The organism is Nguyenibacter sp. L1, assembly GCF_035199985.1.
Classification (GTDB): domain Bacteria; phylum Pseudomonadota; class Alphaproteobacteria; order Acetobacterales; family Acetobacteraceae; genus Gluconacetobacter; species Gluconacetobacter vanlangensis.
This window is the reverse complement of the sequence record NZ_CP127015.1, coordinates 100,570-127,264: the sequence shown is the minus strand read 5'-3', so window position 1 is coordinate 127,264 and position 26,695 is coordinate 100,570. Positions and strand designations below refer to the sequence as shown.

Annotated in this window: 26 protein-coding genes and 1 tRNA gene; 18 read left to right on the top strand and 9 right to left on the bottom strand. The window is 64.5% G+C overall.

All coding sequences use genetic code 11. From position 1 onward, the window contains the following. Positions 1-28 precede the first annotated feature (28 nt). From purL to QN315_RS00545, 4 genes are all read left to right on the top strand, one after another. Positions 29-2,203, top strand: coding sequence for a phosphoribosylformylglycinamidine synthase subunit PurL (purL, locus tag QN315_RS00560; protein WP_408904670.1), 2,175 nt, complete (start codon positions 29-31; stop codon positions 2,201-2,203). A gap of 114 nt (positions 2,204-2,317) precedes the next feature. Continuing rightward, positions 2,318-2,560 carry a BolA family protein gene (locus QN315_RS00555; protein WP_176639991.1) on the top strand — a complete coding sequence of 81 codons (243 nt, stop codon included), beginning with the start codon at positions 2,318-2,320 and terminating at the stop codon, positions 2,558-2,560. A 67-nt stretch (positions 2,561-2,627) separates the two neighbouring features. Continuing rightward, positions 2,628-2,963, top strand: a complete 336-nt coding sequence (grxD, locus tag QN315_RS00550) for a Grx4 family monothiol glutaredoxin (protein ID WP_176639990.1) — start codon at positions 2,628-2,630, stop codon at positions 2,961-2,963. 170 nt (positions 2,964-3,133) lie between these two features. Beyond that, complete coding sequence (locus QN315_RS00545; protein WP_323991058.1) at positions 3,134-3,520, top strand: hypothetical protein; 387 nt, start codon at positions 3,134-3,136, stop codon at positions 3,518-3,520. A 21-nt stretch (positions 3,521-3,541) separates the two neighbouring features. On the opposite strand, the gene QN315_RS00540 is transcribed toward QN315_RS00545, so the two are convergent. After that, positions 3,542-3,937 (bottom strand): YraN family protein, encoded by a 396-nt coding sequence (locus tag QN315_RS00540; protein ID WP_176639989.1) that lies wholly within the window; start codon positions 3,935-3,937, stop codon positions 3,542-3,544. Positions 3,938-4,020: 83 nt separating this feature from the next. Here QN315_RS00540 and cls point away from each other — a divergent pair, with 83 nt between their 5' ends. Beyond that, on the top strand, positions 4,021-5,439 hold the full coding sequence (gene cls, locus QN315_RS00535) for a cardiolipin synthase (protein ID WP_408904561.1): 1,419 nt from the start codon (positions 4,021-4,023) through the stop codon (positions 5,437-5,439). Positions 5,440-5,473: 34 nt separating this feature from the next. Here cls and QN315_RS00530 read toward each other — a convergent pair whose 3' ends face one another. Beyond that, a complete protein-coding gene (locus QN315_RS00530) occupies positions 5,474-6,124 on the bottom strand; it encodes an endonuclease/exonuclease/phosphatase family protein (RefSeq protein ID WP_323991057.1) in 651 nt (216 codons plus the stop codon). Between the two features lie 11 nt (positions 6,125-6,135). After that, positions 6,136-7,212, bottom strand: a complete 1,077-nt coding sequence (locus tag QN315_RS00525) for an AI-2E family transporter (RefSeq protein WP_323991056.1) — start codon at positions 7,210-7,212, stop codon at positions 6,136-6,138. A 134-nt stretch (positions 7,213-7,346) separates the two neighbouring features. Between QN315_RS00525 and QN315_RS00520 the strand changes: the two genes are divergently transcribed. Next, entirely contained in the window at positions 7,347-8,264 is a 918-nt protein-coding gene (locus QN315_RS00520) for a sulfurtransferase (protein ID WP_323991055.1), read from the top strand. A gap of 5 nt (positions 8,265-8,269) precedes the next feature. Further along, a complete protein-coding gene (gene metC / locus QN315_RS00515; protein WP_323993703.1) occupies positions 8,270-9,496 on the top strand; it encodes a cystathionine beta-lyase in 1,227 nt (408 codons plus the stop codon). Here the strand turns inward: metC and QN315_RS00510 are convergent. The 4 genes from QN315_RS00510 to QN315_RS00495 form a co-directional block, all read right to left on the bottom strand. Further along, entirely contained in the window at positions 9,490-10,995 is a 1,506-nt protein-coding gene (locus tag QN315_RS00510) for a YifB family Mg chelatase-like AAA ATPase (protein ID WP_323991054.1), read from the bottom strand. The two genes, metC and QN315_RS00510, sit on opposite strands and share 7 nt — an antisense overlap. Positions 10,996-11,156: 161 nt before the next feature. Continuing rightward, positions 11,157-11,885 carry a GIN domain-containing protein gene (locus tag QN315_RS00505; protein WP_323991053.1) on the bottom strand — a complete coding sequence of 243 codons (729 nt, stop codon included), beginning with the start codon at positions 11,883-11,885 and terminating at the stop codon, positions 11,157-11,159. A 16-nt stretch (positions 11,886-11,901) separates the two neighbouring features. After that, on the bottom strand, positions 11,902-12,477 hold the full coding sequence (locus tag QN315_RS00500) for an HAAS signaling domain-containing protein (RefSeq protein ID WP_323991052.1): 576 nt from the start codon (positions 12,475-12,477) through the stop codon (positions 11,902-11,904). Next, positions 12,474-12,803: a PadR family transcriptional regulator gene (locus QN315_RS00495; protein WP_323991051.1), complete on the bottom strand. Its 330-nt coding sequence runs from the start codon at positions 12,801-12,803 to the stop codon at positions 12,474-12,476. The genes QN315_RS00500 and QN315_RS00495 overlap by 4 nt, the downstream gene beginning before the upstream one ends. A 301-nt stretch (positions 12,804-13,104) precedes the next feature. Here QN315_RS00495 and QN315_RS00490 point away from each other — a divergent pair, with 301 nt between their 5' ends. From QN315_RS00490 to eda, 5 genes are all read left to right on the top strand, one after another. Continuing rightward, the gene (locus QN315_RS00490) at positions 13,105-14,655 is read left to right on the top strand and encodes a sugar ABC transporter ATP-binding protein (RefSeq protein ID WP_323991050.1); all 1,551 of its coding nucleotides are present in this window, start codon (positions 13,105-13,107) and stop codon (positions 14,653-14,655) included. A gap of 15 nt (positions 14,656-14,670) precedes the next feature. Beyond that, the gene (locus QN315_RS00485; RefSeq protein ID WP_323991049.1) at positions 14,671-15,696 is read left to right on the top strand and encodes an ABC transporter permease subunit; all 1,026 of its coding nucleotides are present in this window, start codon (positions 14,671-14,673) and stop codon (positions 15,694-15,696) included. Positions 15,697-15,773: 77 nt separating this feature from the next. Next, positions 15,774-16,712, top strand: a complete 939-nt coding sequence (locus tag QN315_RS00480) for a substrate-binding domain-containing protein (RefSeq protein ID WP_323991048.1) — start codon at positions 15,774-15,776, stop codon at positions 16,710-16,712. A gap of 401 nt (positions 16,713-17,113) precedes the next feature. Continuing rightward, complete coding sequence (edd, locus tag QN315_RS00475) at positions 17,114-18,943, top strand: phosphogluconate dehydratase (RefSeq protein ID WP_323991047.1); 1,830 nt, start codon at positions 17,114-17,116, stop codon at positions 18,941-18,943. Positions 18,944-18,970: 27 nt separating this feature from the next. After that, the gene (gene eda / locus QN315_RS00470; protein WP_176639050.1) at positions 18,971-19,588 is read left to right on the top strand and encodes a bifunctional 4-hydroxy-2-oxoglutarate aldolase/2-dehydro-3-deoxy-phosphogluconate aldolase; all 618 of its coding nucleotides are present in this window, start codon (positions 18,971-18,973) and stop codon (positions 19,586-19,588) included. Between the two features lie 244 nt (positions 19,589-19,832). Here the strand turns inward: eda and QN315_RS00465 are convergent. Next, a tRNA-Gln gene (locus QN315_RS00465) sits at positions 19,833-19,906 on the bottom strand. 168 nt (positions 19,907-20,074) lie between these two features. Between QN315_RS00465 and QN315_RS00460 the strand changes: the two genes are divergently transcribed. Next, positions 20,075-21,202: a Ppx/GppA phosphatase family protein gene (locus QN315_RS00460; RefSeq protein WP_176639049.1), complete on the top strand. Its 1,128-nt coding sequence runs from the start codon at positions 20,075-20,077 to the stop codon at positions 21,200-21,202. Next, positions 21,199-21,981 (top strand): RlmE family RNA methyltransferase, encoded by a 783-nt coding sequence (locus QN315_RS00455; RefSeq protein WP_176639048.1) that lies wholly within the window; start codon positions 21,199-21,201, stop codon positions 21,979-21,981. Before QN315_RS00460 ends, QN315_RS00455 begins: the two co-directional genes overlap by 4 nt. Positions 21,982-22,026: 45 nt before the next feature. Here the strand turns inward: QN315_RS00455 and QN315_RS00450 are convergent, their stop codons facing one another. After that, the gene (locus QN315_RS00450) at positions 22,027-22,941 is read right to left on the bottom strand and encodes an ROK family protein (RefSeq protein WP_323993698.1); all 915 of its coding nucleotides are present in this window, start codon (positions 22,939-22,941) and stop codon (positions 22,027-22,029) included. A 130-nt stretch (positions 22,942-23,071) separates the two neighbouring features. Between QN315_RS00450 and QN315_RS00445 the strand changes: the two genes are divergently transcribed. From QN315_RS00445 to dxs, 4 genes are all read left to right on the top strand, one after another. Continuing rightward, on the top strand, positions 23,072-23,341 hold the full coding sequence (locus tag QN315_RS00445; RefSeq protein ID WP_176639047.1) for a sulfurtransferase TusA family protein: 270 nt from the start codon (positions 23,072-23,074) through the stop codon (positions 23,339-23,341). A 159-nt stretch (positions 23,342-23,500) separates the two neighbouring features. Further along, positions 23,501-23,731: an exodeoxyribonuclease VII small subunit gene (locus QN315_RS00440; RefSeq protein ID WP_176639046.1), complete on the top strand. Its 231-nt coding sequence runs from the start codon at positions 23,501-23,503 to the stop codon at positions 23,729-23,731. A 7-nt stretch (positions 23,732-23,738) separates the two neighbouring features. Then, positions 23,739-24,674, top strand: coding sequence for a polyprenyl synthetase family protein (locus QN315_RS00435; protein WP_176639045.1), 936 nt, complete (start codon positions 23,739-23,741; stop codon positions 24,672-24,674). Positions 24,675-24,679: 5 nt separating this feature from the next. Continuing rightward, positions 24,680-26,686 (top strand): 1-deoxy-D-xylulose-5-phosphate synthase, encoded by a 2,007-nt coding sequence (gene dxs / locus QN315_RS00430; protein ID WP_323991046.1) that lies wholly within the window; start codon positions 24,680-24,682, stop codon positions 26,684-26,686. Positions 26,687-26,695: the final 9 nt, after the last annotated feature.

Below are 26,695 nucleotides of genomic sequence, written 5' to 3'. Positions count from 1 at the left end.
AACCGGGCAGCGGCCCGTCGATCAGGCGATGGCCCGGGAATTCGGACTGACCGCCGACGAATGGGGCAACGTGCTCTCGATCATGGGCCGTACCCCGACCCTGACCGAACTGGGCATCTTCTCGGTCATGTGGTCGGAACATTGTTCCTACAAATCCTCGCGCGTGTGGCTCAAGACCCTGCCCACCACCGCGCCGTGGGTAATCCACGGCCCGGGCGAGAATGCCGGCGTGGTCGATATCGGCCAGGGCCTGGCCGCCATCTTCAAGATGGAAAGCCACAACCACCCCTCCTTCATCGAACCCTACCAGGGCGCGGCGACGGGCGTGGGCGGCATCCTGCGCGACGTCTTCACCATGGGCGCCCGCCCGGTGGCCAACCTCAACGCGCTGCGCTTCGGCGCGCCCGACAACCCGCAGACCCGCCGCATCGTCGATGGCGTGGTGCGCGGCATCGGCGGCTACGGCAATTGCGTCGGCGTCCCCACCGTGGGGGGCGAGATCAATTTCCATCCGGCCTATGACGGCAACCCGCTGGTCAACGCCATGACCGTCGGCGTCGCCCGCCAGGACCGGATCTTCCTCTCCGCGGCGGCGGGGGTGGGCAACCCGGTGGTCTATGTCGGCTCGAAAACCGGCCGCGACGGCATCCACGGCGCCACCATGTCCTCGGCCGAATTCGACGAGGACGCGCTGGCCAAGCGCCCGACGGTGCAGGTCGGCGACCCGTTCGTCGAAAAGCTGCTGATCGAGGCGTGCCTGGAACTGATGGCCACCGACGCCATCGTCGCCATCCAGGACATGGGCGCCGCCGGCCTGACCTCGTCCTCGGTCGAAATGGCCGGCAAGGGCGGGGTGGGCATCGATCTCGACCTCGATACCGTGCCCCAGCGCGAACGCGGCATGTCGGCCTATGAGATGATGCTCTCCGAAAGCCAGGAGCGCATGCTGATCGTCATCCGGCCCGACCGGACCGAACAGGCCCGCGCGATCTTCGAAAAATGGGAACTGGATTTCGCGGTCATCGGCCACCTGACCGACACCGGCCATATCGTGGTCCGCCACCAGGGCCGCGTCGAAGCCGACATCCCGCTCGAACCGCTGGCCGAACAGGCCCCCATCTATCGCCGTCCCACGTCCCCCACGCCGGCGCCCGCGCCGCTGGGCCCGCTCACCGACCCGGTCGGGATCGAACAGGCGCTGATCCGGCTGATCGGCTGCCCGGACCTCGCCTCGCGCGCCTGGGTCTGGAACCAGTACGACAGCACGGTCGGCGGCCAGACGGTCAAGCGCCCCGGCGCCGCCGACGCCGCGATCGTCAGGATCGAGGACACGTCCCTGGGGCTCGCGCTCACCACCGACTGCACCCCGCGCTATTGCAAGGCCGATCCCCGCACCGGCGGCGCCCAGGCGGTGGCCGAGGCCTGGCGCAACATCGTCGCCACCGGCGCCCGTCCGCTGGCGATCACCGACAACCTCAATTTCGGCTCGCCCGAAAAGCCCGAGATCATGGGCCAGTTCGTCGCGGCGATCGAAGGCATGGGCGAGGCCTGCCGCGCGCTCGACTTCCCGGTCGTCAGCGGCAACGTCTCCCTCTACAACGAAACCCGCGCCCCCGACGGCAGCACGCTCTCCATCCTGCCGACCCCCGCGATCGGCGGTCTCGGCGTGCTCGACGACGTCTCCCGCGCCGTCGGGCTGTCGATGCCGGCGGACGCGGCACTGGTCCTGGTCGGCGCGACACGGGGCGAACTCGGCCAGTCCCTCTGGCTGCGCGAAATCCACGGGCGCGAGGACGGGCCGCCGCCCGCGCTGGACCTCGCGGCCGAACGGCGCAACGGCGATTTCGTGCGCGGGCAGATCGAAGCCGGCCACGTGCTGGCCTGCCACGACGTGGCCGATGGCGGGCTGCTGGTCACGCTGGCGGAAATGGTCATGGCCGGCAATGTGGGCTGCGTGCTCGCCGCTCCGCCCTCCGGCATCCGCCCCGAAGCCTTCTGGTTCGCCGAGGACCAGTCGCGCTACGTCGTCGCCGTCCGCGACGAAGACGCCTTCACCGCGTCCGCCGCGGCGGCGGGGGTCGAAACCCGCATCCTCGGCCGATCGGGCGGCGACGGTTTGACATTGCCCAGCGGCGCCACAATATCGACGGCACGGTTGAACGCGGTCAATTCGGCGTTTTTCCCGGCCTTGATGGACCGTTAGAGCGGATCGTGATCGGGTGGCCTCACCCGATCACGCGAAGATGCTCTACAAAACAACGTTTTAGGGTGCGTCATGACTGGTCTGTCCCATCATGACGCGCAGGAGCAATAGCCGATGCCGATGACGGCGCAGGAAATCGAAGCCTATATCCGCACCGCGCTGCCGGACGCCTCGATCAGCATCGAGGACCTGGCCGGGGACGGCGATCACTATGCCTGCACGGTCGTCAGCGAGGCCTTTCGCGGCCTTTCGCGCGTGCGCCAGCACCAGGTTGTCTACGCGGCGCTGCAGGGCCATATGGGCGGCAAGCTGCACGCCCTGGCCCTGCAGACCAGCGTGCCCCAACCCGAATCATAAAAGTCCGAGTCATAGAAGTCCGGGTCATAAACCCGAATCATAACCCCGTCGCAATCAGGATCGAACGATGGCTGACACAATCACGCAGCGTATCCAGCAAGACATCGATGCCAACCCGGTCATGCTGTACATGAAGGGCACGGCCCAGTTCCCGCAATGCGGCTTCTCGGCCAAGGTGGTCCAGATCCTCGGCCATGTGGGCGTGCCTTTCCAGACCGCCAACGTGCTGGCGGATCCCGAACTGCGCCAGGGCATCAAGGATTTCACCAACTGGCCGACCGTGCCGCAGCTCTATGTCAAGGGCGAGTTCATCGGCGGCTGCGACATCGTGACCGAAATGTTCCTCAGCGGCGAGCTGGAAAAGCTCTTCGCCGAGAAGGGCATCGTGCCGGCCTCGGCCTGACGCGCGCCCATCATCCCCGGCCCTATTGCCTCGGGCCCGATCATCTCAGGAAAACGGGCCGGATCGTTGATCCGGCCCGCTTTTTTTCGTTCCCATCCCAGACAGCCCCTTGTCCCCGCCCGGACATCTCGCGTAGCTTTTGGCCACCGGGTCAAAAAATGGGGTGGTTCATGCGTCGCATCGCAGTCAGGGTCGCAATCGCAAGGGCGGTTTCCTGCATGCTGGGGGCCTGCGTGCTGGGAACCGGCGCCACGCTGCTGGCATCCTCCGCCGCCCATGCCCAACGCGTCATCACGGATGACGAGGCCGGGCGCCTGACCCTGGACGCCCTGACCGCGCCGCCGCCGGTGCGCCACATCGTCTATCACCGCGCCTTCCATGCGTCCTACGGCGTCCCCGCCGCCCACGCCCATGCCTATCGCATGGCCACGCGGCCACGCGCCATCGTCCGCACTGTCGCCTATCATCCGCACGTCGCCGCCTCCGGCCGCCACGGGGCATCCAGGGCCGGGGGACATTGGGGGGCCGCGTCGCACGGGGGCCATCACCGGACCTGACGGACCCTGCGCGCCACCCGGCTATTCCAGCCTGAACGCGTCTTCGATCCGGTGCACGGCATCGTCCGCCGTCACCAGCAGAACGTCGAAACGCATCTCCGCATAACGCCAGTGCGGATTGGCCGCGCACAGCGCCGCCGCCGCGTTCATCAGGCGCCCGGCCTGACGCGCGCCCAGGATCGCGCCTTCGCTGGCCGTCACATCGTCGTCGTACAGGGGCCGGCTCTTGACCTCGGCAAACACCAGCATGTCGTCCCGCGCCGCCACCAGGTCGATCTCTCCCCACGCGGTCCGCGCGCGCCGCAGCAGGATCGTCCAGCCCGCATCGCGCAGCCACAGCGCCGCCAGTTGCTCCGCCCGCACCCCCCGGCGATAGGCGCCCGCGCCGCGCGCCCGCCTGCGCCCATCATCATTCATGACGCCGCGTACCACTCCGTCCCCCCATTCCGCCGCCTTGTCCGTTCACCGCCTTTTGACCCGTCCCGCTTCACCATGACCCCATGCTGCTGATGTCCTGGCATACGCTCATCATGGTCGCCCTGGCGGCCCGGGTCTGTGTGGCGGCCTGCGTGACAATGCACGTCCTGCTAAACAAGCGCGAGGTCGGCGCCGCGATCGGCTGGATCGGCATCACGGCGCTGATGCCGTTCACCGGCGGCGCGCTCTATGTCATGTTCGGCATCAATCGCGTGCATCGCCGCGCCCGCAAGCTGATCGGCCGGCAGAGCTGGCACAGCCGCACCGTCTCCTCGCGCTGGAAACGCACCGAAGAGGGCGGCTTCGCGCCGCTGGCCGACATGGTCGGCAAGCTGACCGGCCGCCCGCTCATGAGCGGCAACCTCGTCCAGATGCTCCATGACGGCGACGAAGCCTACCCCCAGATGCTCGACGCGATCGGCGGCGCCGGCAGCTCCGTGCTGCTCTGCTCCTACATCTTCCGCGCCGATGACGCCGGCGACCGGTTCATCGCCGCGCTGATCGCCGCCCATCGCCGGGGGGTCGCGGTGCGCGTGCTGGTCGACGGCATCGGCAGCGGCTATTTCCGCAGTCCGGCCGCCCATGCCCTGCGCCGGGCGGGCGTGCCGGTCGGCCGCTTCATGCACTCCATGCTGCCGTGGCGCATGCCCTTCATCAACATGCGCAACCACAAGAAGATCCTGGTGGTGGATGGCCGCCTCGGCTTCATGGGCGGCCTGAATATCGGCCAGGAAAACCTGGTCGCCCACCACCCCGACCATCCGGTGTCGGACACGCATTTCCGGATCGAAGGCCCGGTCGTCCACCAATTGGCCGAAGCCTTCGCCCAGGATTGGGCCTTCACCACCGGCGAGGACCTGCCGGCCGACCCTTTCTTCCCCGAACTGGCCCCGACCGGCGACGTCCCGGCCCGCATCGTCACCGCCGGCCCGGATTCCGACCTCGAGAAGATCGAATATACGATGCTCCAGGCGATGACGATGGCGCGCCGCTCCATCCGCCTGATGACGCCGTATTTCCTGCCGGGCGAGCGGTTCCTGACCGAACTGGCCCTGGCCGCCCTGCGCGGGATCGAGGTCGACATCGTCATGCCCGGCCACAGCAACCATACGCTGATCGACTGGGCCCGCGCCGCCAATCTCCAGCGTTTCCTCGATTCCGGCTGCCGCGTCTGGCAAGCCAGCCCGCCCTTCAACCATTCCAAGCTGATGGTGGTCGACCGCCACTGGACCTTCGTCGGCAGCTCGAATCTCGACGTCCGCAGCCTGCGCCTGAATTTCGAAGTCAATATCGAGGCTTATGACACCGCCACCGCGCGGCTGATCGACGATTTCATCACCACCCACCGCCGTCACCGGCTGACCCATTACGACCTGGACCGCCGCCCCCTGCCGGTCAGGCTGCGCGACGCGGCGGCCCGCCTGCTGCTGCCCTATCTGTGACTGCCTATCTGTGGCTGCCCTATCTGTGACTGCCCTATCTGTGACTGCTCGACCGTTCCAGCCGCACGGTGATCGGCCGGTGGTCCGATACGTAATTCTCCAGCACCCGCGCCTCCCGGCAGGTCAGGCCCCGCACCATGCAGCGATCGATGCGGATCGGCAGCATGTCGACCATCCGGTGGGTCGGCGCGCGCGGCCCCACATCGTGGAAATGCGGCATCAGGGTCGGCCCCACCAGGTTGAAATCCCCCAGCACCGCCGCGTGGGCCGGCAGGATCTCGCCCAGCCGCCGCAATTGCCGCCGGTTCATGATCTGGCCGTGCGACAGATGCACGTTCGCGACCGTAAAGCCGAAGGTCGAGCACTCGATCATCTGCGCCACCCGGCGCACCAGCGGGCCCGAGGGCAGGGTGCAGGCGACCGGGTGGCGGCGGAACGGGGCAGGGCTCCAGCATGCCACGCCATGAATCCGGCCGGGCAGGGGGCTGCGCGCATAATGGCCGCCGATCAGGCGCGGCAGCGCGTCGAAATCCGCCGTCGCCTCCTGCATCAGCAGCAGGTCGGGCCGTTCCTCCGCGACCAGTTGCGCAACGTCGCGCGGCGTGGCGCCGACCAGGCGCAGCAGGTTCCAGCTCACGATCTTGCGCTCGGTGCCATGAGACGTGTGCCCAGGAAGGGCGGACATCGGGGCGACATTCATGACTCGATGAAATTCTCCTCTATCGACCCCGTGTCCCCGGCGGGCGCCTGGCCGTCGGCCGCGAATTCCGCCGTCAGGGTATAGCCCACCCCCAGCAGGACCGGACCAAGGAAAATCCCCAGCCCGCCAAAGGTCCACACCCCGCCCAGCACCCCCAGCACCGTCAGCAGATAGGGCAGTTGCGCCCCGCGCGAGATGAACATCGGCCGGATGACGTGGTCGGCGCCGGAAATCACCAGCACCCCATAGGCCAGCAGGAAGATCCCCCATCCCATATGATGCGACACGATCAGCACCAGCGCCCCCGGTATCCAGATCAGCGGCGCGCCGATCGGCAGCACCGCCACGCACGCGGTCATGACGCCGAACAGCACCGGCTCGGGCAGCCCGGTCACCGCGAATCCCAGCCCGGTCAGGATGCCCTGCACGATCGCGGTGCCCAGGATGCCATAGACGGTCCCGCGGATCGTGCGCCCGACGATGCTCAGGATCCGCTCGGCATAGGCTCCGGCAATGCGCCGGATCAGCGCGCAGAAGGTCGCGCCCAGCGCATCGCCCCCCAGCCAGAAGAAGAACGCGATGAACAGCGCCATGCCCAGATTGACCAGCCCGCTGGCGACATGCATCAGCCCGGACAGCATCGACTGGGCGATGCTGCCGGCATAGGGGCGGATGAACCGCTCGGCATGGCCCAGGTCCGTGCTCCACTGGGACCACAGATCCACCAGGTCAGGCCCGACATGCGGAATGCGCGCCAGCCAGGCCGGCGGGGGCGGAAGCTGGATCGACCGCGCCAGGGTGCCGATCAGCCCTTCGATCGTGCCGGGCAGGTCGGCGATGCTGGTGCTCACCACCACCGCCAGCGGCAGGGCGACGACCAGCGCCGTCAGCACGGTCATGCCGATCGCGGCGATCACCGGGCCGGACCGGCGCCGTAGCCGGGCGAAGACCGGCCAGGTCGAAAAGGTCAGGATCGCCGCCCACAGCAGGGCCGACAGGAACGGATAGAGGATGGCACCGCAGCCGAAGGCCACGCCTCCCAGCAACAGCCCCATCATGATGCGTTCGGCCATGCTCTCCCGCCATCGCTCACGCCGCCGGCGGCACTCCGGCGCCCGGCGATCATGTCCCGCTTGACTTCGCCGGGCAAGCGCCCGACCGATAGCCACCAGACCGTTGGATATGGTGCCGCAAAGGACCCCCGCCTATGCATCCTCTGATTTCGCCGGCCGAACTGCTCGCCTGCCTCGACGCGCCCGATCTCGTCACGCTCGACGCCACGATGGCGCTCCCGGGCGAGGATTTCGACCCGGCACAGCGATTCCGGCAGGCGCACATCCCCGGCGCGCGCGCTTTTGATATCGAACTCTTCTCCGATCCCGACGCCACGCTGCCGCACATGATCCCGAGCCAGTCCCGATTCGGCGAACTGGCCCGCGCGCTCGGCCTGTCCGACGCGTCCCACATCGTCTTCTACGACCAGGGCAACGCCGCCTCCGCCGCCCGGGCCTGGTGGCTGGCCGGCCTGTTCGGCGCCGATCGGGTCCAGGTGCTCGATGGCGGCCTGCCGGCCTGGCAGCGGGCCGGCGGCCCGGTGGGGCAGGGGGCGCCCGCCACGCCGTCCCCCGGCACCTTCCGCCCCGCGCCGCGCTTCGCGCGCGTCCGCGGCCTGGGCGACATGCGCCGTATCGTCGCCGGTCGCGGCGCCCTGGACGTCGCCGGTCACGGCGCCCCGGACATCGCCGGTCGCGGCGCGCTGATCCTCGACGCCCGCGCCGCCGGCCGCTTCGCCGGCACCACGCCCGAACCGCGTCCCGGGGTCGCCTCGGGCCACATGCCCGGCGCGCGCAACCTGCCTTACGGCACGCTGCTCGATGCCGACAAGGCGTTCCTGCCCGTCCCCGAACTGCGCGCGCGCTTCGCCGCCGCCGGCGTCACCGACGACCGGCCCGTCGTCACCAGTTGCGGCTCGGGCGTCTCCGCCGCCGTGCTGTCGCTCGGCCTGGCCCTCTGCGGGCGCGAAGGCGACGCGCTCTATGACGGATCCTGGGCCGAATGGGGCACCACGCCGGGCGCCCCGGTCGAGACGGGTGCCGAGACGGGTACCGAGACCCGGGCGGCATGACCGGCATGACCGACCGCCAGGCACTGCATGACGCCGTCTCCCGCGGCTGGCGCGAGATGGGCACGCTGCTCGTCCACCTGGCGCGCGACCTGCCGCCCGACCCGCAGGGCACGCTCGTCAACGCGCCCCCCACGCGCGGCTCGACCGTGCTGTTCCCCACCGTCGCCGACATGAACGAAAACGGCGATCGCCGCTACGATCACGAACTGATCTACGGGGCGATGGGCACGCCGATCCAGCACCAGCTCGAAGCCGCGATCGCGGCGATCGAGGGCGCGCGCCATACCCAGATCGTCTCGTCGGGCCTGGCGGCCTGCTCGACGGCGCTGCTGGGCTTCCTGGGCAAGAACGGCCATTGCCTGTTGCCGGATTCCGTCTACGGGCCGACGCGCCGCTTCGCCAACACGCTGCTCCGCCGCTTCGGGGTCGAGACCAGCTACTACCCCCCCACGATCGACGGCGACGGGCTGCGCGCGCTCATGCGCCCGAACACGCAGATCGTCTTCGCCGAAAGCCCCGGCAGCCACACGTTCGAGGTCCAGGACGTGGCCATGATCGCCGACATCGCGCATGAAGGCGGCGCGCGGCTGGTGCTGGACAATACCTGGGGCATCGGCATCTTCCACCCCTTCGCGCACGGCGTCGACATCTCGATCCAGGCGCTGACCAAATACCCGTCCGGCCATTCGGACAGCATCATCGGCGCGATTTCCGTGGCCGACGACCAGGATTGGCAGGCCCTGCGCGACACCGCCATCCAGCTCGGCCAGCTCGCCGGCCCCGACGATTGCTGGCTGACGCTGCGGGGCCTGCGGACCATGGGCGCGCGGCTCGAACGCCAGTCGCGCAACGCGCTCGACGTGGCCCTCTGGCTGGCCGACCGGCCCGAAATCGCCTGCGTCCTCCACCCGGCCCTGCCATCCTGCCCCGGTCATTACTTATGGAAACGCGACTTTACCGGCGCATCCGCCCTATTCGGGGTCATATTGCGCGACGAATACAGTCAATCATCCATGATATCGATGATAGATTCTTTGACGTTATTTGGAATCGGCGCATCCTGGGGCGGCTATGAAAGCCTGGTCCTGCCGACCACCGGCGGCATCGTCCGCTCGTCCAAACACAACAAAACCCCACATTCCGGTCCCGCCTTCCGCCTGCATATCGGGCTGGAAAACCCCGAAGACCTGATCGCCGATCTCTCGAACGGACTGGACGTGCTCAATCAGTGACGATCCGGCCGCCGCAGCCGATATCCCGCTGCCTCCGCGACATGCGCCTGCTGGATATCGTCCTGCCCGGCCAGATCGGCAATCGTCCGCGCCACCCGCAGCAGCCGCGTAAATCCCCGCGCCGAAAGCCGCAGCCGATCCGCCACCCGCACCGCATAGTCCCGCGCCCCCGCCTCGATCGGAAACCGATCCGGCGATGCTTCCGCATTGGTCTGCCCGTCCTGGCGCGCCATCTGCCGCTCCCGCGCCACCGCCACCCGCGCCGCAACCACCGCGCTACTCTCACCGGTCGGCAAAGCCGCGAGTTCCCCCGGCGTCACGGGCTCGACATGCACCGCCATGTCCAGCCGGTCGAGCATCGGGCCGGAAATCCGCGCCAGATAATCCTCTCCGCACCGCGGCGCCTTACGGCACTCCTGGGCTGCATCGCCCAGATACCCGCACCGGCACGGATTCATCGCCGCCACCAGTTGGAAGCGAGCAGGGTAGGTGACGTGGGCGGACGCGCGCGCAACGGTAATCGTCCCGGTTTCAATGGGCTGGCGCAGCGCCTCCAAGGCGCCGCGTGAAAATTCCGGCAATTCGTCGAGAAACAGCACACCACGATGTGCCAGGCTGACCTCGCCCGGCCGAACGCGGCTGCCTCCGCCAACCAAGGCGACCTGGCTCGTGGAATGATGCGGATCCCGAAAAGGCGGACGAAACACCGGCAACCCCATGGGAAGCTGGCCCGCGACACTGTGAATGCGGCTTATCTCGAGGATTTGCGCACTGCTAAGATCCGGCAGCAGCGAAGGCAGGCGCGCAGCCAGCATCGATTTACCGGCCCCGGGCGGTCCCGTCATCAGCAGGGAATGCGCACCCGCCGCAGCGATTTCCAGCGCGCGGCGCGCAGTTTCCATTCCGCGCACGTCCGCCAAGTCGGGTCCCGCGCCGTCAAGATCCAACGGCAGGCGTTCCTGCAACTCGACAGCGGGAAGCACCTGCTCGCCGGTCATGTGATTTACCAAGGCAAGCAAGGATTCAGGAGCCAGGATATCCAGCGTTTCGCCCGCCCACCGTGCCTCATGACCCTGTTGCGCTGCGCAGACCAAGGTTCGCGATTGATCCACAGCACACATAGCTGCCGGCAGGACACCAGGAACGGTGTTTATCCGCCCATCCAAAGATAGCTCGCCAATCGCAGCTAGGCGGCCACTCTCTTCGGGAGGAATCACGCCCATTGCAGACAGAAGCGCTAGGGCGATCGGCAGATCGAAATGTGATCCTTCCTTGACGATGTTCGCCGGGGCAAGGTTGACGACGATCCGCTTGGCGGGAAGAGCCAACCCCATGGCCGACAACGCGGCACGAACCCTTTCGCGGGCTTCGGCCACGGCCTTGTCGGCGAGGCCGACTATGAGAAAAGTTGGTAATCCAGACGCGAGTTGTACTTCCACCCGAACGGGTATGGCGTCGATGCCGGAAAGGGCGAACCCCATGACGGTGGATATGTTCATGGCTCGTTTGTAACCGAGAAACCAAAATCAGGCACCCTAGTTGGAACACGTCGCCATAAATTGGCATAATATATGTTATGCGATGTTTGGCTGCGAGTATCTCAACCGCCGTCACTGCGGCTGGCTCGCATGGGCGCTTCAGCCACAGTGACGATTTGCCTTTATAATCGGGTCCCTTTCGGCGAGGTAATCTCGATGGAGCCTATGCCGTTGATCTCTTTGCTGATCGATGCTGGTTGCCTGGTAAGTTCGACAGCCCCCACACCGCTGATATGCGCAGAGACATGCCCCGTCGGACCCGCCACGACATGCCCCGCCCCAGAGATACTGATATCTGCATCAGCCAACGCCATATCCGACAGATCGGCATGCGCGGCACCAGCGACCCGGAGCGTCAGTGCATCGGCCCGACCGTAGCCGACGACATTTGCCGCCCCGTTGACAGTCAAGCTCAGATGGTCCACCGCAACATTTTTCAAGGTCAGGTCACCTGCAGATTCAACGGTGATCGATTTGAGTTGCGGTGCAGTCACGACGATGCGAAGCCGACTGGAATGCCAGTGACGGAGTGATGCGTCATCCATATCAATCACATTTCCGTCGAGCCTGAGGGCTTCGACGACCCGCCTCGACCCTATAGCTGTGATGCCGGGAGACGGGGCCTGGGTATATATGATCGTCGCCGGCACCTGGAACGCCAGTTCCTCGCCCCCCTTCCACTCAAGTGTGCGCGATATGGCACTCCCCGCCGACTCCTCGCCATCATCGGAAAGGAAAAAGTTCCCGATATCTGTATGCCACGATACGGGGCCACGGACGGCAGCGATCCCGAAAGAGGCAATCGATAGTGCTGCCCCGCCGACCGCTACCAGTAAAAATCCACGGATCATGTGTAATTCCCTCTATTCAGATGGACGGTCGTGCCGCGATCAGCCGGTAATGTGTCCGGCCATAGCGTGCCAGGAGATTGATCAATCCGATCGTGAAGAGCGCGCAGAAAGCCGCCACGGACGCGCCGCCGCTCAGGAATCCGAGGCTGAGAAGCGCGGCCTGAAGGCGATCGCCGGCGAAACCTGGAAAATGGGTAATCAACGCGAAGGGCAGTGCCACGCCACCGCCGAGGCACATGCCTACCCCGACAATGAAGAAAGAAAAGAGCGCGGCCACCACGCCGACCAGCAACGGCAGGACGATGAACAAGTCGAGTGCCGCCAGTCCAAGAACACCGACCATGACACCCAGAGCCGCGGCCATGCTGCGTTCGTCTTCCCATCGACGGAGTCCAACTTCCGCACGCAGTTCACGCGCAAGGCGCCCCGGATCGCCCAGTGCTGCCGCGACATCGGCTTCGCTTCGTCCCGCGGCGTTGCCGGCTTCGAAATGCGCATCGTAATCGGCCATAATGTCCGCGATATTGGATTTCGGCATTCCCTTGAGACCCGCCGCCAGGCGCCGGAGGAACAATTGCCGGTCGTTCATCATGTCTTCTCCTGCCCATCCAAAATGGCGGCGACCGAATGCGTAAAATCGTCCCAGGCTGATTTCTGGACGTCGAGGCTTCTTCGGCCGTTGTCCGTCAGCCGGTAATATTTGCGTGGCGGCCCCGAAGAGGATTCGACCAGATAGGTTGAGACCAACTCGTCCTTCTGCATTCGGCGCATCAGGGGGTAGATCGTGCCCTCCCCCATATCGATTGCGTCGGAGAGGCGGCTGGCGATGTCGTAGCCATAGGAATCACTCCGCGAGAGAAGGGCGAGAACACAGAGTTCCAGCACCCCTTTTTTGAACTGGACGAAGTTAGGGTCCACTTTTCATCGATCCTTGGATGCGTTGCTCCGCTGCGGAACCATTCAATGCACGATAGCCATCAACGAATGATTCCTTGCAACATATTTTATCTCACTTATGTGGAATCATGGTGTTGAGTGGCATCGGATTTTTATTATCTTTTTGTTTTTAAAAGAAAATATTGAGTTCGCCACATATGCGGATGAAAAAAAGACCTCGATCAGTGCTACCCGCGCAAATGTGACCCGGATCTTCCTTGTTCGCGGCGGCCAGTTCTGATTAAGTGATGGGCAACACAACAATAAAACGCCGGGTAAATCGGTGCAGCAAATAGAAACAGAACCCTCGCCTTGCCCAGCATTGGAAATGCGGGGTATCTCCAAATCCTTCCCTGGGCTGAAGGCACTCACGAACGTCTCGCTGAAAGCGTGGGGCGGCGAGGTGTTGGCCCTGATGGGAGAAAATGGAGCGGGCAAATCCACTCTGATGAAGATCCTCTCGGGCGCCTATGTGGCCGATCCGGGTGGGGAGATTCTGGTGCAGGGCAAGCCGGTCGCGATTGCCGCGCCGCGCGACGCCCGACAGGCCGGGATCGCCATCATCTATCAGGAACTGGCGCTGTCACCCAACCTGACCGTTGCCGAAAATATCCATTTAGGCTCGGAACCCACGCGTCCGGGTGGACGGTTGGACCGCTCGTCCATGAATGCGTCGGCACGGCCTGTGCTGGAGCGGCTTGGTGCGCCGTTCGAGCCTGAGACGATCGTCTCGACATTGTCGATCGCCGAGCAGCAATTGGTCGAAATTGCGCGTGCGCTGCATCGCAACGCCGCGATCCTGGTTCTGGACGAGCCGACCACGACGCTCTCGGCACGCGAGACCGACCGATTGTTCGCGCTGATCCGGCAGTTGCGCGACGAAGGGATCGCGCTGATCTATATCAGCCACCGCATGGCCGAAATCTATGAACTGGCCGATCGCGTATCGGTCCTGCGCGACGGACATTATGTCGGCACGCTGGTTCGGGACGAAATTTCGTCAGATGCGTTGGTGCGCATGATGGTCGGACGCGACCTGACATCCTTCTATATGAAGCAGCACACCCCCGACGCGGTGCGCGGCGCGGCCGTTCTGGAGGTGTCGGGCCTAACCGATGGCGGCCGGCGCGTGTTCCCGGCGAGCTTCACGTTGCATCGCGGCGAAGTTCTGGGCCTTTCGGGCCTGGTCGGAGCCGGGCGTACCGAACTCGCACGGTTGATTTATGGCGCCGATCGCGCTGCGGGCGGGCGCATGACGCTGGATGGCGAAACATTCGCACCACGCAAGCCGTCGGAATCCATCGCATCGGGTCTGGTCTATCTGACCGAGGATCGCAAGGCACTGGGGCTGTTTCTGGACATGTCGTGCGAAACCAATATCGCACTGGATGTCATCGATCGCGATGCACGCGTGGGAGGGCGCCTGAATTTGGGACGCCTGCATGAGCGGGCACGCGCGGCCTTTGCCAGCCTGCGCGTCCGGGCAGCCAGTCCGGCCGTCAATGTCGGCAGCCTGTCGGGCGGCAACCAGCAAAAAATCCTGCTGTCCCGCTTGCTGGAGACGGGCCCCAAGGTACTGATCCTGGATGAACCGACGCGTGGGGTTGATGTCGGAGCGAAATCCGAGATCTACCGCACGATCGACAGCCTGGCCCAGCGGGGCGTGGCGATCCTGGTCATCTCATCGGATCTGCCCGAGATCATCGGCATTTGTGACAGGGTCCTCGTCATGCGCGAGGGCCACATCGTTGGCGAAGTCGGTGGTCCAGACGCGCCACGACCGACCCAGCACGCCATCATGTCTCTTGCCGCGGGCGAACTCGTCGCGGCCTGAAGGGGAACAGTACCCATGACGATGCCCTCTTTACCCCTTGTCCAGCCTGACGTACCGGCAGATCGAGCTGTCAGGCGCCGCCTGAAATTGGGTGCCGGCCTGCAATCTGCCGGCATGCTGCCGGTCTTGATCCTGCTCGCCGTCGGCTTTCACCTCGCGGGCGGCCATCGGTTCCTGACGGGGCAGAACCTGTCCATCGTGGGGCAGCAAGCCTCGATCAACATCGTGCTGGCAACCGGCATGACTTTCGTGATCCTGACTGGTGGCATCGACCTGTCCGTTGGGTCAATCCTGGCCGCATCGGCAATGATCGCGCTGATGGTCTCGCTGAGTATTTCGGTGGGGTGGCTCGCGATACCCGCCTGCCTGGCCACCGGTTTGGTGATCGGATTAGGCAACGGCATGCTGGTCGCATGGGGAGGATTGCCGCCCTTCATCGTCACACTCGGCTCGTTGACCGCAGTGCGCGGTCTGGCGCGGCTGCTGGGGCAGGACAAGACCATCTTCAACCCGGACCTGTCCTATGCCTGGATCGGCAATGATGGGCTGCGACTGCCCGGCTTTACAGTGCCATGGTTGGCGATCATCGCGCTGCTGGTCGTGGTTGCGGCATGGTACGTTCTGCGCCGCACGGTTCTGGGGGTTCGGATTTATGCCGTAGGCGGGAACCCGGCGGCAGCACGGTTGGCTGGCATCAATGTCGCCGCAGTGCTGCTGTTCGTCTACGGTCTCTCAGGCCTGCTGGCCGGACTGGGGGGAGTGATGTCATCCGCCCGGCTGTTCGCAGCAAATGGGTTGCAGCTCGGCCAATCCTACGAATTGGATGCGATCGCGGCCGTGATATTGGGCGGGACGTCGTTTGTCGGCGGCATCGGCTCGATCTGGGGTACATTGGTGGGCGCTCTGATCATTGCCGTCCTGTCAAACGGACTGATCCTGATGGGTGTCTCCGATATCTGGCAGTTCATCATCAAGGGCCTGGTCATAATTGGCGCGGTTTCGCTCGATCGGTTCCGGCAAAAAGGGGGCGCGCGCACCTGAGTCGCAAAAGGTTCTGAAGCCGGCCCCGGGGGACGGCTTCATTACAAAAAAACAATAAAAACAAGGACTCGATGAGAATGTTTAAAACCGGGTTAATTGCCGCTGCCTTTTTTGCCACGTCGGCCCTCGGGTGCGTAGGTCTTGCCCGCGCCGCTACGTTCGATGCTGTGGGCATTACCGTGGGGTCGCTTGGCAATCCCTATTTCGTGACGTTGGCCAAGGCGGTAGGCGACACGATACATAAGACCAATCCGAATGCGAGAATCATTTCGGTATCATCGGATTACGATCTGAACAAGCAATTCACCCAGGTAGATAATTTCATTGCATCCGGCGTGAAGCTGATCGTGATCAATGCGGTCGATCCGCAGGCGGTGCTACCGGCAATCAAGCGCGCGCAAGCTGCGGGCATCGTGGTCATCGCGGCCGACGTTGCGGCGGCCGGTGCTGATGCCACGATCATGACCGACAACACCAAGGCAGGCGAGATTTCCTGCGCCTTTCTGGCTGATAAGATCGGCCACAAGGGTGAGGTCGCAATCGAGAATGGTCCGTCGGTGTCATCGGTGTTCGACCGCGTCGCGGGCTGCAAGAGTTCGTTGAAGAAATGGCCGGGTATTCAGATCGTTAGCGACGATCAGAACGGACAGGGCGCGCGTGACGCAGGCATGCAGGTCATGCTGGGCTATCTGATCCGTTTTCCGAATCTGGCCGGAGTGTTTACCATCAACGACCCGCAAGCTATCGGCTCGGATCTGGCTGCCCGCCAGCAGAATCGCAAGGTAGTCATCACGTCGGTCGACGGAGCGCCCGATATCGTCGCAGCCCTGAAATCGGGTAAGGGTAACATCCTGGCCTCGGCATCCCAGGATCCGTACAAGATCGGTGTGTTGGCGGTAGAGACGGCCGAAGCCATAGCGGATGGTAAACGCCCGAGTGAAAAGACGATCCTGATCCCGCCGATATTGGTGACCCGGGACAATGTCGGCAGCTATGTCGGCTGGACCGATCACTGAAAGCACGCCGTACTCCGTAAGCGAATGAATTATCTGACGTGCGAGAGCCGGGGGCCGTTATGCCCCCGGCTTTAACGTCATGGTCCCTGCCCGCTCCAGTCACGCCGTGACATACCGCTGGGCCTGCAAACCCCGGATGGAATTTGCCTCACGCCTTCGTGAAAACAATGCTTGATACCGCCCCGACAGGCCGGGTAAAGGACGCCCAATGTGCGGCGGCATGCGCAAGTCGTGGGCATGACCCGATCCTGCCAGGCAGTCTCGGCTCTGTCCGCCCTCACCCGTTGTATCGTCGTCGTTTTGAAAATACTGCGCCGCATGTTTTCGGCGCCTGCTTTGGGGGGAGTTGCGGAGATGCAGAGCATGAGGAGCATTTCCGGCATGACCCGGGTGCGCATTCGATGGGCCTGAATGCTGTCCTGGAGGGCGTGACCGGGCGGGTTATCCAGCGATCCACGCCAACGCGGCGCCGGTATCTGGAGCTGATTGCACGCCAGCAGGACCGAGGTGTCAACCGTCCGCGCCTGGCCTGCGGCAACCTTGCTCATGCCTTCGCAGCGGCCGGCGACGACAAGCAGACAATTCGCGCCGGCAGCGGCATGAATATCGGCATCGTCAGCGCCTATAACGACATGCTGTCGGCGCATCAGCCTTATGGCCGGTATCCCGACCAGATGCGCCTGTTCGCGCGTGAACTTGGGGCAACCGCACAGGTAGCAGGTTGCGTGCCGGCAATGTGTGACGGCGTGACACAGGGACAGCCAGGCATGGAGCTTTCTCTGTTCAGCCGGGATACGATCGCCCTTTCCACGGCTGTGGCGCTGAGCCACGGCATGTTCGAGGGAGCGGCGCTGCTAGGCATCTGCGATAAGATCGTGCCTGGATTGTTGATGGGGGCGCTGCGCTTCGGCCACCTGCCGATGATCCTGGTGCCGGCGGGGCCTATGGGATCAGGTCTGCCGAACAAGGCCAAGCAGGAGATCCGCCAGCTTTTCTCGGAAGGAAAGGTCGGTCGGGAAGAATTGCTGGAAGCTGAAGCCGCGTCATATCACAGTCCTGGAACATGTACGTTCTACGGCACCGCCAACACCAATCAGATGATGATGGAAGTCATGGGGCTGCATGTGCCCGGCGCGGCCTTTGTCCCCCCGAATACCAAGCTGCGCCAGGCGCTGACACGTGAGGCGGTGCATCGGCTGGTGGCAATGGGCGCCGAAGGTGATGATTATCGTCCGCTGGCGCGATGCATCGACGAGAAGGCGATTGTCAATGCCGCGGTCGGACTGCTGGCGACTGGAGGATCGACCAACCTGGCGATCCATCTGCCGGCGATCGCCCGTGCCGCCGGGATCATCATCGATTGGGAGGATCTGGATCGCCTGTCGAGTGCGGTGCCGCTTCTGACCCGCATCTATCCGAACGGCACGGCGGACGTGAACGGTTTCCACGCTGCGGGCGGCATGGGATTCGTCATCGGTACGCTGCTGGATGAAGGATTGCTGCACGATGACATCCTGACCGTCGCGGCGGGTGGTCTGCATGCCTATGCCGGCACGCCCCAGTTGAAGGATGACGTGCTGACCTGGAGCGAGCGGCGAGTGCATTCTGGTGACGAGACCATCCTGCGTCCGGCGACGGCTCCCTTCCGTGCCGATGGCGGCATGCGGCTGATGCAGGGCAATCTGGGGCGCGGGATTTTCAAGACCAGCGCAGTCGCCCCGGAACGCTGGACCATCGAAGCGGCTGCGGCTGTGTTCGATGACCAAGAAGACGTACTGCGTGCCTTCCGGGCGGGCGAACTGAATCGTGATGTGATCGTCGTCGTGCGGTTCCAGGGACCAGCTGCAAACGGAATGCCCGAACTGCACAAGCTGACGCCGTCGCTCAGCGTGCTGCAGGACCGCGGATATCGCGTGGCCCTGGTGACCGACGGCCGCATGTCGGGAGCCAGCGGCAAGGTTCCGGCGGTCATTCACCTGACACCCGAGGCCTTGCCGAACGGTCCCTTGGCATACGTACAAAATGGCGACACGATCCGTCTGAGCGCTGGAGATGGTTCCATAAACGTGCTGGTTGATCAGGCCGAATGGAGTGCCCGTACCCCTGCGACACAGCCGGGACAGGAAGACGGCACAGGACGGGAGTTGTTCTCATTCATGCGTACGGGTGCAGATGGTGCCGAACAAGGCGCATCGGCCATGCTCGCGGCGATGGAGAACCGGGCATCCTGAAGGACACCCAGAATAGAGAGACGATATATGTCTGAAATCGATCGCATTATGACGCTGTCGCCGGTGATCCCGGTACTGGTGGTGCATGACCTCACCCATGCCCGCCCAATCGCGGAAGCGCTGGTCGCCGGGGGATTGCGGGTGCTGGAAGTCACCCTGCGTACGCCGATCGCGTTGGACGTCATTGCGGAAATGGCAAAGGTTGAGGGGGCGGTTGTCGGGGCCGGCACCGTCCTGAATGAGGCAGATCTGGATGCCAGCATCAAGGCCGGCGCAGGATTTATTGTCAGTCCCGGCCTGACCGACGCGTTGGGCAAAGCCGCGATCGCACGCAACATTCCGTTTCTGCCGGGGATCGCCAATGCAGGCGATATCATGCGCGGATTGGAGTTAGGATTTAACCGCTTCAAGTTTTTCCCTGCGGAAGCATCGGGCGGCATCAAAGCGTTGCAAGCCCTGGCGGCGCCCTTTGGTGCTGCGCGATTCTGCCCAACGGGCGGAATTGACCAAATGCGGGCGCCGGAGTGGCTTGCCCTGCCCGCGGTCCGATGCATCGGCGGTTCCTGGCTGGTGCCGCCCGGAACGCCGGACGTGATCGAAATCCGCAACCGGGCCGCTGACGCGGCAGCGTTGCGCAAGCACTGAACCGGCCCCTGATCCGCACGGCGACCACATGGTGTGCCAAGCGGATCATCTGCCGCCAATGGCGGTGGCGCGACCAGGACGTCCAGGGCGCCCTGCCCCAAGGCTTTCGCCAAAGCCGGTACGGCTGAATGCTGCAGGAAGTTCGGCCAATGCCGCGACCATCGGAAATTCGGCCACGCGCTGGGTTGATATCGGGAAAGCCTATTCCACCCCGAAGCCATCATGCCTGTGGAATGGGAAATTTTGGCTGGGGGACCTGGATTCGAACCAGGGCTGACCGGGTCAGAGCCGGTAGTTCTACCGCTAAACTATCCCCCAGCAAGACAACCAAGGCTTGGCTGCCGTGCGGTGTGGGGCTGATAGCATCGGAGATGCGGTGTGACAAGCGCCTTTATGGCCAAGTTTTCTCCTTGGGGGCATATTTATCTTGCCCTTCCTGCGGCTCCGCACCCAGAATGCATAGAATAGCGGCAAAGGGTCCGTCCGATGGACAACACGATGTCCTGGCGCGATGGCCAGGAGGAGGCAAGGCTCTCTCACGTCTCGGCGTTTAGGCCGAATCACGGCTCTGCAGGCATGTATGGCGCGATTGATCTGGGGACGAATAATTGCCGCCTGATGATCGCGACCCCGACCGCGAACGGCTTCCGGGTCGTCGACAGCTTTAGCCGAATCGTGCGGCTGGGCGAAGGATTGCAAAGCACCGGACGCCTGAGTCCCGCAGCGATGGACCGAACAGTCGAGGCGTTGCATATCTGCGCTGCACGAATGGGACGTCGGCGGCTTCGCCGCTATCGCGCGGTAGCCACCGAAGCGTGTCGCCGGGCTATCAACGGCGCAGACTTCATCCGGCGGGTCCGCCAGGAGACCGGCCTGGACATCACCGTCATCTCGCCGCGCGAGGAAGCTGAACTGGCAATGGAGAGTTGCGCTCCACTGCTACATGACGACCGGTTGTCGCCATCACGCACACGGGCCGTCCTGTTCGACATCGGCGGAGGGTCGACCGAGATTGCCTGGGTACGGATGGACCGGCGGGCTCGTCGCCAGGAACTGGGTGGATATCTGAGCCTGCCCGCAGGGGTCATCACCCTGGCGGAGCAGTTCGGTGAATCGGCGTTCACCGATAGCGGCTATCGGCAGATGGTCGACCTGGTCACACGGCAATTGCGTACCTTCGAGAACGTGCATTGCATCGGCCGTGAAATCAGCCGTGGCACGGTCAGCCTGATGGGGACCAGTGGGACCGTTACCACGTTGGCCAGCATCGCATTGTCGCTAAGTCGCTATAGCCGCATGGCCGTGGACGGAACCATCCTGCTTTCCGGACCCGCGCTGGATGCGATTCGTACTCTCGCCGCTCTTGGGCCATCCGGCCTGCGCCAGCATCCATGCGTAGGGCCGGACCGCGCAGTCTACGTCATGCCGGGATGTGCGATCTTCGAGGCAATCCATGCGATTTGGCCCGTTCCTGAGATCATCGTAGCGGATCGTGGGCTGCGCGATGGTATGCTGCTGCGCATGATACACGATTCGACGGCGATGCCCGTGCCATCGCTTGCTTCTGCCTTGCGCTTTCCGCCCCTTTCGGCCGCAGACCTGTCCCATCCATGAAACGGCCTCCTTCGGCCGGAAACGGCAAATCAAGGGTCCCTGGAAAGGCGCTGCAAAGCAGCGCGACACCGGGTGGCAAGGATGCCAGCGCCGACTCCGGCACCGTGGCATCGAGTCGGACGCATGCGGTCTCTCTGCGCACAGCGCGGGGCCGGACCACGGCCCAACAGCGCTGGCTGAACCGGCAACTGAACGATCCTTATGTACAGGCTGCGCGCAAGCAGGGATGGCGGTCACGAGCCGCATTCAAGCTGATTGAACTGGATGATCGGTTCCATCTGATTCGCCCTGGCATGCGGATAATAGACCTGGGCGCAGCACCGGGCGGCTGGACCCAGGTCACCGTCAAGCGCGGCGCCTCGAACGTGGTCGGGGTCGATCTGCTGCCGGTGGATCCGGTGAACGGAGCGACGATCATCGAGGGAGATTTCAACGAGCCCGACATGCCCGACCGGTTGATGGCGCTGCTGGGCGGCCCGGCCGATCTGGTCCTATCGGATATGGCACCGAATACGACCGGGCATGCGCCGACCGACCATCTGCGCATCATCGGCCTGGCTGAACTGGCATTGGATTTCGCCACGAAGGTCTTGGCACCCAATGGCGCCTTCGTCGCCAAGGTGTTCCAAGGTGGGTCCGAAAAACAGATGCTGCTGCCGATGAAGCAAGCATTCGCGACCGTCCGCCATGCCAAGCCGCCGGCCAGCCGCAAGGAATCGAGCGAGCTTTATGTTATAGCTACCGGCTTCCGCCCCGAGCGGATCCGATCCACGGTCTGAAGCCCGAGAGCGCCCGCGCTGTCTGGCGGGCGCCCCCGATCCGGATCAGGCAGGTTGTTCGTCGTGCGACCACAGCCAGGCCGCCCCGCGCACACCCGAACTGTCGCCATGCACGTTGCGTACGATAGGCGTATTGCAGCGCGGGGTAATAACGTAGCGCGGCATCAGCAACGGGACACGTTCGTAGATCGACTGCACGTTGGAGACGCCGCCGCCCAGCACGATAACGTCCGGATCCAGGAAATTGATTGCCATCGCGCAGGCCCGCGCCAGACGGTCCATATATCGATCAAGCGCACCGATCGCAGTGATGTCGCCTGCTTCGGCCGCAGCTTCGATGCCCGCTGTGCTGCGATGACCCGGCCCCTGCCAATCCTGTGCCAGCGCCGACCCGCTAAGATAGCGTTCCAGGCAGCCTTCATTACCGCAGAAACATTTTGGCAGAGGCATTTCCTCGATTCGCGGCCAGGGTAGAGGTATATGGCCCCACTCGCCGGCGATATGATGAGCACCAGCCAGCAACTTGCCGTCGACGATGATCCCGCCTCCCATCCCGGTGCCGATAATCACGCCCAGCACGACGCTGCGGCCGGCACCAGCGCCATCGACTGCCTCGGACAGAGCGAAGCAGTTGGCATCATTCTCGACGCGAACTTCACGCCCTACGGAAGCGGTCAGGTCGCGACCGAATGGCTGATTGTTCAGCCACGTCGCGTTGGCGTTCTTGATAACGCCGGTATCGGGACTGATCGATCCCGGAATGCCGATCCCGACCGTTCCCTGGCCGCCCAGCTCGGCATCGACGCCGGCGACGAGGTCGCGAATCGCGAGGACCGCGCCATCGTAATGGCCGGGATTTGCGATGCGTCGCCGAATGATCTCATGTCCATCGGCCCGTGCAAGGGCCGCGATTTCGATCTTGGTGCCGCCAAAATCGATCCCGATCCGATAGTCGGTCATGTCCATCCCGTGATCCGTGATATTCTATATGTTGGTTATTTCTTCTATGGTCGGTTGGTCCATGCCGTAAAGACGGTCTTGAACGTTGACCAACGCTGACCACGGCCTATTTACCGGAGCCCCTCCTGCCATGAGCGAGACCGTGCTCGACCTCAAAGGGCTCAATTGCCCTCTTCCCGTCCTTAAGGCCAATCGGACACTGCGATCCATGCAGCCGGGCGAGCGGTTGCGGGTCATTGCGACGGATCGTGCCAGTGTTGCGGATTTCCAGGCTTTTTGTCGGGAAACCGGTCATGCGTTGATTGCCTTCGGAGAGGATTCGGGCGTTCTGTCGTTCGTTATACGGCGGCGGGCGGACATGCCGGTCGAAGCGAATCAGGCGACGTTTCCGGACGTCTGATGTGCGACATTAAAACCGATTTTCTAATTTTTTATTGCTTTTTAGACGCGTGGCCCGAAAGCCACAGCGACCACAAATTCATGCCATACCCCCTATGCCCTTGGCAGATGCGTCTGTCAGGGGGTAATTCCTCCGCCTCATGATGGAAATGTCGTACCCATGACGGATGATCTGTCCAAACTGTCCTTCGAGGACGCTCTGGCCCAATTGGAAGAGATCGTGCGTCAGCTTGAAGGCGGGCAACTCCGGCTTCAGGACGCCATTGCGTCCTATGAGCGTGGCGCCGCCTTGAGGCGGCATTGTGACAGCAAGCTGAGCGAGGCCGAGGCCCGCATTCAGGCGATCATCCAGCGCGCAGACGGCACGCTGGAGACGAGTTCAATGGATTGATGCCCTGATGAGCCAGACAACAGTGAGCGCCCCCGCACCGGATTCCGCGCTGCGCACCAGGTTGCTGAGGGAATCCATGTCCAGTCGGGCCAAGGCCGTCGAAGCGACCATTGACCAGCTCCTGCCGCCTGCAGCGGGTGCCGAGGGACGGGTCGTGGAGGCAATGCGGTATGCGACCCTCGGGGGAGGCAAGCGCCTGCGCGGTTACCTGGCTGCGGAAGTCGCCAGCCTGTTCGGTGTCGATCCTGCCCGCTTCAACCGGGTCGCGGCTTCAGTGGAGATGCTGCACGCCTATTCGCTGGTGCATGACGATTTGCCTGCCATGGATGACGATGACCTGCGCCGCGGCCAGCCTTCGACGCATCGGAAGTTCGATGAAGCCACTGCCATCCTGGCTGGCGATGCGCTGCAGACGATGGCATTCGAGATCCTGTCCGATGCCGCAACCCATTCTGATGCCGCCATTCGGATCGGCCTGGTATCCGCCCTGGCGGCGGCATCAGGCGCAGCCGGCATGGTTGGCGGGCAAATGATCGACATGGCGGGTGAAGGTCGCGCCCTTTCCCTGCCTGAAGTCGAGAGGCTGCATGCCCTCAAGACCGGCTGTCTGATTCGCTATGCAGCAGAATCGGGAGCCATCCTGGGTGACGCGGATCTGTCGCTGCGCACCCGTATTGCGGCATATGGGCGCGATTTGGGTGCGGCGTTTCAGATTGCCGATGACGTGCTGGATGCCACGGCCAGTGCCGAAGAGCTGGGCAAGACTGCAGGCAAGGATGAAGCCGCTGGCAAATCCACCTATGTCGCCCTGTTAGGTGTCGAAGGGGCCGCGCGCGAGGCCCGCCGGGTTGCCGAGCGGGCGCAGGCGTATCTTGATTGTTTTGGTGCCGAGGCCGACAGGCTGCGAGACCTTATCCAATACGTGGTTGACCGCAGGAGCTGAGAGCGATGTCCGAACAACAGGCTGGGGGACCGGAGCGCGAGGGCGCGGTTCCGACGCGCGGGCGCTTTCCGCTTTTGGACCGGGTTTCGTATCCGGCGGACCTGCGCAACCTGTCGATCGAGCAATTGAGGCAGTTGGCGGAGGAACTGCGGGCCGAGACGGTGGACGCGGTATCGACGACGGGCGGGCATCTGGGTGCGTCGCTGGGCGTGGTCGAGCTGACGGTGGCGCTGCATGCGGTGTTCGACACGCCTGCCGACCGGATCGTCTGGGATGTCGGCCACCAGGCCTATCCCCACAAGATCCTGACCGGGCGGCGCGCGGCCATCCGCACCCTGCGCCAGCCGGGCGGCCTGTCGGGCTTCACCCGCCGCTCCGAGAGCGAATACGACCCGTTCGGCGCCGCCCATTCCTCGACCTCGATCTCCGCCGGGCTGGGCATGGCCGTGGCGCACCATCTGCGCGCCGCCCACGATCCCGCCTATCGCGAGCGCAATGTCGTCGCCGTGATCGGCGACGGCTCGATCTCGGCCGGCATGGCCTATGAGGCGATGAACAATGCCGCGGCCGCCGGGCCCGGCGCCTCGCGCCTGATCGTGGTGCTGAACGACAACGAGATGTCGATCGCCCCGCCGGTCGGCGCCATGTCCGCCTATCTGTCGCGGCTGATGTCCTCGCGCCAGTTCCTCGGCCTGCGCGACCTGGCCGGCAAGATGGTGCGCCGCCTGCCCGACCGGCTGGAACGCACCGCCAAGAAGGCCGAGGAATATGCCCGCGGCATGATCACCGGCGGCACGCTGTTCGAGGAGCTGGGCTTCTATTATGTCGGTCCGGTCGACGGCCACGACATGAGCCAGCTCGTGCCCATCCTGCGCAACCTGCGCGACGCCGACGACAAGGGCCCCATCCTGCTGCATGTCGTCACCGAGAAGGGCCGCGGCTATCGCCCGGCCGAGGCGGCGGGCGACAAATACCACGCCGTGGCGAAGTTCAACGTCGTCACCGGCGAGCAGAGCAAGGCCCCGCCGGGACCGCCCAGCTATACCGCGGTGTTCAGCCGCGAACTGGTGCGCTGCGCCCGGCAGGACGAACGGATCGTGGCCATCACCGCCGCCATGCCGTCGGGCACCGGGCTGGACGCCTTCGCCCGCGCCTGCCCCGAGCGGTTCTTCGATGTCGGCATCGCCGAGCAGCATGCCGTGACCTTCGCCGCCGGCATGGCGACCGAGGGGCTGCGCCCGTTCTGCGCGATCTATTCCACCTTCCTGCAGCGCGCCTACGACCAGGTGATGCACGACGTGGTGCTGCAGAACCTGCCGGTGCGCTTCGCCATCGACCGCGCCGGCCTGGTCGGCGCCGACGGCGCCACCCACGCCGGGTCGTTCGACCTGAACTATCTGGGCTGCCTGCCGGGCATGACCATCATGGCCCCCAGCGACGAGCTGGAGCTGCTGCACATGACGGCCACCGCATGCGCCTTCGATGACGGGCCGATCGCGCTGCGCTATCCGCGCGGCAACGGGCTGGGCCTGGCCCTGCCCGAACAGGGCAGCGTGCTGGAAATCGGCCGCGGACGGATCATCCGCGAGATGGGCCGCCAGTCCGGGCGCGAAAAGGGCGGCATCGCCATCCTGTCGCTGGGCACCCGCCTGGCCGACGTGCTGAAGGCCGCCGACCTGCTGACCGCCGGGGGCCTGCCGCCCACCATCGCCGACGCGCGCTTCGCCAAGCCGCTGGACACCGCGCTGATCGACAACCTCGCCCGCAACCATGCCGTGCTGCTGACCGTCGAGGACGGCGCCGAGGGCGGATTCGGCGCCTTCGTCATGCACCATCTGGCCCGCAACGGACTGCTCGACACCGTCCGCGTCCGGCCCATGACGCTCCCGAACCGCTTCATCGATCACAACACTCAGGACGCCCAATATCGCGAGGCAGGTCTCGACGCACAGGCCATCGCCGCATGCGCGCGAAACGCCCTGGGCGTTGCGACGTCGCAGCAGACGGCCTGATCGGCAAAG

Bases quoted from the DNA above. Each gene is read 5' to 3' on its own strand.
- QN315_RS00435 (WP_176639045.1), top strand. From the start codon at position 23,739: ATGAGCCAGACAACAGTGAGCGCCCCCGCACCGGATTCCGCGCTGCGC.
- cls (WP_408904561.1), top strand. From the start codon at position 4,021: ATGCTGCTGATGTCCTGGCATACGCTCATCATGGTCGCCCTGGCGGCC.
- eda (WP_176639050.1), top strand. From the start codon at position 18,971: ATGTCTGAAATCGATCGCATTATGACGCTGTCGCCGGTGATCCCGGTA.
- QN315_RS00500 (WP_323991052.1), bottom strand. From the start codon at position 12,477: ATGATGAACGACCGGCAATTGTTCCTCCGGCGCCTGGCGGCGGGTCTC.
- QN315_RS00485 (WP_323991049.1), top strand. From the start codon at position 14,671: ATGACGATGCCCTCTTTACCCCTTGTCCAGCCTGACGTACCGGCAGAT.
- QN315_RS00460 (WP_176639049.1), top strand. From the start codon at position 20,075: ATGGACAACACGATGTCCTGGCGCGATGGCCAGGAGGAGGCAAGGCTC.
- edd (WP_323991047.1), top strand. From the start codon at position 17,114: ATGGGCCTGAATGCTGTCCTGGAGGGCGTGACCGGGCGGGTTATCCAG.
- metC (WP_323993703.1), top strand. From the start codon at position 8,270: ATGACCGACCGCCAGGCACTGCATGACGCCGTCTCCCGCGGCTGGCGC.
- QN315_RS00455 (WP_176639048.1), top strand. From the start codon at position 21,199: ATGAAACGGCCTCCTTCGGCCGGAAACGGCAAATCAAGGGTCCCTGGA.
- QN315_RS00450 (WP_323993698.1), bottom strand. From the start codon at position 22,941: ATGACCGACTATCGGATCGGGATCGATTTTGGCGGCACCAAGATCGAA.
- QN315_RS00480 (WP_323991048.1), top strand. From the start codon at position 15,774: ATGTTTAAAACCGGGTTAATTGCCGCTGCCTTTTTTGCCACGTCGGCC.
- purL (WP_408904670.1), top strand. From the start codon at position 29: ATGGCCCGGGAATTCGGACTGACCGCCGACGAATGGGGCAACGTGCTC.
- QN315_RS00440 (WP_176639046.1), top strand. From the start codon at position 23,501: ATGACGGATGATCTGTCCAAACTGTCCTTCGAGGACGCTCTGGCCCAA.
- QN315_RS00530 (WP_323991057.1), bottom strand. From the start codon at position 6,124: ATGTCCGCCCTTCCTGGGCACACGTCTCATGGCACCGAGCGCAAGATC.
- QN315_RS00540 (WP_176639989.1), bottom strand. From the start codon at position 3,937: ATGAATGATGATGGGCGCAGGCGGGCGCGCGGCGCGGGCGCCTATCGC.
- QN315_RS00520 (WP_323991055.1), top strand. From the start codon at position 7,347: ATGCATCCTCTGATTTCGCCGGCCGAACTGCTCGCCTGCCTCGACGCG.
- QN315_RS00505 (WP_323991053.1), bottom strand. From the start codon at position 11,885: ATGATCCGTGGATTTTTACTGGTAGCGGTCGGCGGGGCAGCACTATCG.
- grxD (WP_176639990.1), top strand. From the start codon at position 2,628: ATGGCTGACACAATCACGCAGCGTATCCAGCAAGACATCGATGCCAAC.
- QN315_RS00445 (WP_176639047.1), top strand. From the start codon at position 23,072: ATGAGCGAGACCGTGCTCGACCTCAAAGGGCTCAATTGCCCTCTTCCC.
- dxs (WP_323991046.1), top strand. From the start codon at position 24,680: ATGTCCGAACAACAGGCTGGGGGACCGGAGCGCGAGGGCGCGGTTCCG.
- QN315_RS00545 (WP_323991058.1), top strand. From the start codon at position 3,134: ATGCGTCGCATCGCAGTCAGGGTCGCAATCGCAAGGGCGGTTTCCTGC.
- QN315_RS00555 (WP_176639991.1), top strand. From the start codon at position 2,318: ATGCCGATGACGGCGCAGGAAATCGAAGCCTATATCCGCACCGCGCTG.
- QN315_RS00525 (WP_323991056.1), bottom strand. From the start codon at position 7,212: ATGGCCGAACGCATCATGATGGGGCTGTTGCTGGGAGGCGTGGCCTTC.
- QN315_RS00510 (WP_323991054.1), bottom strand. From the start codon at position 10,995: ATGAACATATCCACCGTCATGGGGTTCGCCCTTTCCGGCATCGACGCC.